The 5,602-nt window shown below is 60.5% G+C and carries 9 protein-coding genes; 5 read left to right on the top strand and 4 right to left on the bottom strand.

What is annotated here, in order from left to right; translation table 11 throughout:
• The coding region (locus IP81_RS17040; protein WP_157573326.1) for a tyrosine-type recombinase/integrase at positions 1–562 on the top strand (562 nt) is incomplete at its 5' end.
• Positions 486–1,478, top strand: coding sequence for a hypothetical protein (locus IP81_RS17035; protein ID WP_157573325.1), 993 nt, complete (start codon positions 486–488; stop codon positions 1,476–1,478). The genes IP81_RS17040 and IP81_RS17035, both read left to right, overlap by 77 nt.
• Before the next feature lies 1 nt (position 1,479).
• Here the strand turns inward: IP81_RS17035 and IP81_RS17030 are convergent, their stop codons facing one another.
• Together IP81_RS17030 and IP81_RS17025 are read right to left on the bottom strand one after the other, a co-directional pair.
• On the bottom strand, positions 1,480–1,965 hold the full coding sequence (locus IP81_RS17030) for an RES family NAD+ phosphorylase (protein ID WP_054109200.1): 486 nt from the start codon (positions 1,963–1,965) through the stop codon (positions 1,480–1,482).
• A complete protein-coding gene (locus IP81_RS17025; RefSeq protein ID WP_231627081.1) occupies positions 1,962–2,483 on the bottom strand; it encodes an antitoxin Xre/MbcA/ParS toxin-binding domain-containing protein in 522 nt (173 codons plus the stop codon). Before IP81_RS17025 ends, IP81_RS17030 begins: the two co-directional genes overlap by 4 nt.
• 185 nt (positions 2,484–2,668) lie before the next feature.
• Between IP81_RS17025 and IP81_RS17020 the strand changes: the two genes are divergently transcribed.
• Positions 2,669–2,923, top strand: a complete 255-nt coding sequence (locus tag IP81_RS17020; RefSeq protein WP_054109199.1) for an AlpA family transcriptional regulator — start codon at positions 2,669–2,671, stop codon at positions 2,921–2,923.
• 75 nt (positions 2,924–2,998) lie between these two features.
• On the top strand, positions 2,999–3,187 hold the full coding sequence (locus IP81_RS17015; RefSeq protein ID WP_054109198.1) for a hypothetical protein: 189 nt from the start codon (positions 2,999–3,001) through the stop codon (positions 3,185–3,187).
• Positions 3,188–3,189: 2 nt separating this feature from the next.
• Here IP81_RS17015 and IP81_RS17010 read toward each other — a convergent pair whose 3' ends face one another.
• Both IP81_RS17010 and IP81_RS17005 read right to left on the bottom strand, forming a co-directional pair.
• Positions 3,190–4,383: a cytochrome P450 gene (locus tag IP81_RS17010; RefSeq protein WP_054109197.1), complete on the bottom strand. Its 1,194-nt coding sequence runs from the start codon at positions 4,381–4,383 to the stop codon at positions 3,190–3,192.
• A gap of 71 nt (positions 4,384–4,454) precedes the next feature.
• Positions 4,455–5,084 carry a TetR/AcrR family transcriptional regulator gene (locus IP81_RS17005; RefSeq protein ID WP_054109196.1) on the bottom strand — a complete coding sequence of 210 codons (630 nt, stop codon included), beginning with the start codon at positions 5,082–5,084 and terminating at the stop codon, positions 4,455–4,457.
• Between the two features lie 300 nt (positions 5,085–5,384).
• Between IP81_RS17005 and IP81_RS17000 the strand changes: the two genes are divergently transcribed.
• Positions 5,385–5,602 (top strand): hypothetical protein (locus IP81_RS17000; RefSeq protein WP_157573324.1); only part of this gene is annotated, 218 nt, incomplete at its 3' end.

The following is a 5,602-nucleotide window of genomic DNA, read 5'->3' as shown; positions in this document are numbered from 1 at the left end:
CCCCCCCCCCCCGCCGATGACCGCGATCAACAAGTCGCTTCCCAAAATCCGCAAGCGCAAGAGCCATCACCGGGCGCTGCCCTATGCGCAGGTGCCGCGATTCATGAAGATGCTCCGGGAGCGTGAGAGCATTGGTCGCATCGCTTTCGAGTTCCTGATCCTGACAGCGGCACGTTCAGGCGAGGTGCGCGGTGCGTTGTGGTCCGAGTTCGATCTTGAGAAGCGCACCTGGACGATCCCGGCAGCGCGCATGAAGGCCGATCAGGAGCATATCGTCCCCCTTGCAGATGCGGCGCTTGCGGTGCTCAAGAAGGCGAAGGGCCACAAGCAGAAGGACAATAACCTTGTCTTCCCGGGCACGCGCCATGCCAAACCGATGTCGGACATGATGCTGACCAAGATCTGCCGCGATGCCGAGGTCGATGCCGTGCCGCATGGATTCCGCAGCAGTTTTCGCGATTGGGTGTCCGCTGAGACCGATTTCGATGGCAACATTCGATTTGCGGACGGGCGAGGAGCGGTTCCCCACGCTCTGGGCTGCACTCCTGCAAGAGCACGGTGAAGACGGCCAAAAGACCACGGAAGCGGTACTCGGCCTCGCATTTCTTGAGCGGCTCGATCCTGAGCAGGGTGAGTGGACTTGGCTCAATGTGGGAAAATGGGCCAGCATCGGTTTTTCGGTGTTCGGCGCAGCCCTCTCGGTTCTAGCAATGGTCGGAGACGGCAATCCCGTCCTGTGGCTGTGTCTGGCAGCCCTGTCGGGCGCGGCCGCGTGGGAATGTAACAGGCGGCTGCGCAAACCGAGCCACCGAGAGCTTCAGGCACGCTTGCAGACGTCTGAGCAACATCAATGGTTCGTCCGCCTCGAAACCTGCCGGGCGAGGTTCGAAGCGGGCAAACGCAGCGCCATGCGGGAACGCGGCAACGGTGGGTCCTTTATCAAGAGTGAGGCCTTCGCCGGATTGAACGGCCTGCGGTTGATCGTTCGCAGCGGCGCGATTGACGCCCGTGCGACGGCGCAGGAATTGTTCGTCGAGGTGCCCAGGGCGGTCTTGAGCGAGCGGGCGAGATCGCGCGACACCGTCGCCTCATTGATGCCAAAGCCTCGCGGTGACGAGCATGATATGGGCCTCAGCATCGTCCCTGTTTCAACGATCCGCGAAACCGAGCACCCCTTTTCCGGCATCGCGGAAAGCGCATTCGCCGAAGCCCTGAATAAGTACCTCGAAGCCGCGCCGAAATCCCTGAGCGAGAAGGATCAGTTCCGCTATGTGAACCTGGAAACGTGGAAAATCGTTCAGAGGGATCCTTGCCTCCAGACCGGCCAGATCGCCGCCAAGGTCAGGGAAGGCGCCGAGAAACGCGGTCGTCACATCGAATACACCGACGACGTGCTTGGCAAAATCGTCGGCAGTTCAGCCAGTAGCACCTATGGGGCCTTCAAAGCCTTTCTGATCAAGCAGGGTCTGGTCCTGTAGGTCACATGCTCCGCACGATCCTCGGATCATAGATCCACTTGCGCACCTTGCGGGCTTTGATCGCCGCGAAGTCGGGATGGCGCGGGTTGATCAGCACATTGCTGTCCTCCGGCACGATCACGGAGGGGACGCGCAGCAGCAGGCTAGTCGCAGCTCTGGCCCAGCGGGTGCCATAGTCCGATGATGTGCGGCTCGCAGGTTCGGCGTCCCATCCGACCGGCGCGGTAGTGTGATCGATCTCTTCCGCCGCGTTCCAGACATCATCCGGGATGACGATTTCGACGAGATAGCGATTGAGCGGCAGACCGCCCGAGTTAAGGTGGACGATGGTCTCAAGTGCGGCGAGCGACCGGTTCGTCGACGTGTAGACCAGCGGCGTGCCCTTGTCGTTCCAGCGCCCGCCGGTGATTTCCGCCCCCTTGCCGCTGAGATCGTCCGCTTCATAGTTCTTCGTGTCAGTCGCAATCCGCCAGACCGATACACTCACGCATAGGCTCCGCTCTGGATGCGGGAGAGCGCCTCGGCGACCATGGCCTGACCCTCCATCGTATCGAGCAGAGCCATTGGCGGGGTCCCGCCAAGCGCGGGCAGCGGCTCACGCAGCCAGCGCGACAGCCATTCGGGCGCATCGAAGTGCTTGGGATCGCCAGACTCTGCCACGATCGCCTCGACCTGCCCGATCAGCCGCGCCACGCCCAGAAGACGCTCACTTTCATCACTGGCGAGCTTCTCACTCTGGATGATCTTGCGATTGACCGTCGCGGTCTTCAGCCCGAGCGCCTGATAGAACACCTTCTGCTCGACCCCGAGCGCCTGCACCAGCCGCTTGGCCTCGATGGCAGGCACGCCCTGCCTGATCATCGCAATCCGCGCCTGCGGTGACGCGGCGAAGAGCTCGCGATAGTCGCCCCCTGCCTTAAGCATAGCCGACTTGCTGCCGCGCGAGGTTCCAGCCTTGGCGCGCACGGTTTTGACGTTGTCGCTATAGGTCGCAGAGGTGGCCATGATTGCTCCTTTGAGCATTCATATAGCGCATTTGAGCACAGAATTCAATGTATCGACATCATCTGAGTGGTGTCACCTGAGCCCCTGCCGAATTCCCGGAAATTCTGAGGAATCCCGAGAAACGGCTTCGTCCGCCTCCCTCCCTGTGAAAGCCTCTGCACGCATTGCGACGTGGAGGAACGGCGATGGAACGCGAGGAAACAAGCACACTGATGACCACGGACGATCTCGTCCGGCACCTGCGCATGAGCAGGGTCACGATCTGGCGCAAACAGGCTGCGGGGGACTTCCCCAAGCCCTGCGCGCTTAGCGGCGGGCAGTTGCGCTGGAAGCGGCGCGATATCGACGAATGGATCGACGGGCTCCCGGTCAGAGACCCGGTCTGTCCGTTCCCGCCGCAGCCAGCGCAGCGCCCGCGCGATTTCGGGAGGCTGCTCTGATGGCCACTCCAGGGATCCCACAGCCACTGTTCGTTGTGCCCGCGAATCCCTTGGTGAGCCGAGAAGATCCGCGAGATGCTGGTCGAAGGCCTTGATCCCCGCGTTGAGCGCGCCAAATTGCTAACAAAGGTCGAGGAAAAGCCGGTCGTCACCTTCGGTGTCTTTGCCATGGAACTCGTCGACGACATTCAGGAAGGTTTCAAGAACCCCAAGCACCGCCAGCAATGGCGCAGCGCCCTCAAGGTAAGCGAACAGGAACGCTAGCTTCAGACAGCGACGGCCCGCATCGGCAGACTGGCGAAGCCGTAGGTGATGTTGTTGCAAATCCGCACTGGCTCGTCAGCCAGTTCGAAACGCGCGATGCGTGCAGCGAGCGCTTGGAAGATAGCCGTCAGCTCCATTCGTGCTAGGCCTTGCCCTGCGCAATTGTGGGTCCCGTAACCAAACCCGAGATTCTGGCGCTCACGACGGTCGATCCAGAAGCGGTCAGGCTCGGCAAACCTTCGTTCATCGCGGTTTGCGCTGGCATAAGCCACAATCGCACGGCTCTGCGCAGGCACGATCGAACCATCGGACATTGTCGTGTCTCGTACGACATAGCGGGCGAACTTTTGAAGCGGCGTTTCCATGCGGACAATCTCGTTTGCTGCACTTGCTGCAAGTGACGGATTGGCGCGCAACTTGTTCCATTCGCCTGGGTTTGTCGCAAACAGCCAAGCGCCAGATGCAGCGGCGGAGATTGTAGTCTCAAAAGCAGCGACCACATAACCAAGCAGCAAGCCGATGGCCGTTTCGCGGTCAATCTCGCCACGATGGGAAGCAGCGATCATCTGCGCTGCATAGCCACCGGGCATAACGCGGTTGGAATCGTATATTTCGGCGATCATCGCCATCAGCGATTGGATCGTAGCCAGTCCGGCTTCGGTGCGCGCCCCCATCGGACCCGCGCCGTTCCACGCCCCTTCGGCAACCTTGAGCAGGCCAGGCCGGATATCATCGGGCCAGCCGATCAGATCCATCACGATGTTGACTGGCAGATCGCAGGCCAGATCGGCCACACCATCAAAAGTGCCCATCGCCAGCAACCGGTCCGCCAGTTCATTGGCGCGGCGTTCGATTGATACAGCAACGGGTTTGAGCGCCGACGGCCCCAAAGCTGCGGCAAAGAGTTTGCGCCGTTCGGCATGAACGGGCGGATCGGTGCAGATCAGAGCCTCGCGCCAAGCCTCGTTCATAATCGGATTGAGGCCGATGCCGTGCGCCGATGAAAAGCTCTCCCAATCACCGAGCGCGGCCTGGACATCCACATAGCGTCCGATGAAGCAAGCGTCGACGCGTTCCAGCCATACGGCCGAGCCCAGATCGCGCAGTTGCCGATAAGCTTCGAACGGGTTGCTTAACGCTTCGTCGCCGTAAAGGTCGATATTGGAAACGGGCAAGTTATTCGAAGGTCTGGTCATGGTCAGGCTCCTCACGCCGGCGCTTGTCTGGTGCAATCCGTCCTGGCGCTGCCACTAACCAAATATTTACATCATGTCAAATTACTCGACTGTAGTGGGGCAAAGGCCGTCCGCCTTGCGATCTCGGGCTCTACACCCAATCCGCGCAGTATTGCTGCAGCAACCCGCTCGGCGTGTTCAGGGCCGGTTTGCCCCCGCAGGATAGTCGCAATCGCCGCCAGCGTCGTTCCGAGCACCAGATCGCGACCTAGCGCGCTTTCGACATCCTGAAATACCCCTGCCGCGATACCTTCGCGCATTGTCTGCTCCGCCTCGCGGAAGGTTTCCGCACCGAACGGAAGCCCGTCTGAGCTAAGGTTCAGGATCGAGCGTGCCCAGGCCGCATCACTGACCGCTCTGCCGAGGTACATGCGCACTGCGGTCGAAATCCGCTCGCTCGGGTCATCCAGAGTGGCGAGTGTTTGGGTGACTGACGTCAGGAAATCGTGAGTCAATTCGAAGCAGACTGCCTCGCGCAGCGCAGCCATGCTGGCGAAATGATTGTAGAACGTCATTCGTGTCACACCGGCAAGTGCTGCAATGTCTTCGATACGCACCAGCACGCCCTCTTTCGCGCCGAAGAGATTGAACGCAGCAGCGATGATCTTGGCTCGTGTCCTGGCGCGTCGCGGATCGCCGCCGGTTGTCTTGGCTTCAGCCATTGCGTTGCGCTTTTCCCATAATCAATATGGCTTTAGCCATCACCTTAGCCGTGCAGGCAAGAGGCAAATTGCCATCGATGCCGAAACTTCAACATGCTGGCGCGTGTCCGCTTCCAGCGCGCCGCCTTCCAAGTACCGAACTTTGGATTGCATCCATCCCATATGGACAACCGAACGAAAACTTTAGGCCAAGTCCCTCATCCAGCATGTCGTTCCGAAACGTGGGTCTTGTCCCAGACCCGGTCAGAGAACCCGATTAGTGCCCCTATCCGCTTTCGGTCGATCGTCAGGCGATCAACTATGACCGACATGAAGGCACTTTGCGTACTGTCCGCTCTGCCCGCGATTGATAACTCTCGGCTAGAGCCGAAGTTTACCGATGCTGATCTGCCTAAGAAACAACGTGACAACACGATCCTCCTCGCCGCCGGGCGCGCGATGCGTAGCGCGGGCAATGCCGCGGCGCAGGCCTCGCTGATTGATCGCTCCCAGATCGGTGCGGAGGGAATCAAGCTCGA

The sequence above is a fragment of the Novosphingobium sp. AAP83 genome, assembly GCF_001295795.1.
GTDB lineage: Bacteria > Pseudomonadota > Alphaproteobacteria > Sphingomonadales > Sphingomonadaceae > Novosphingobium.
Note: the sequence above shows the minus strand (reverse complement) of the source record. Positions and strands in the feature narration are given on the sequence as shown.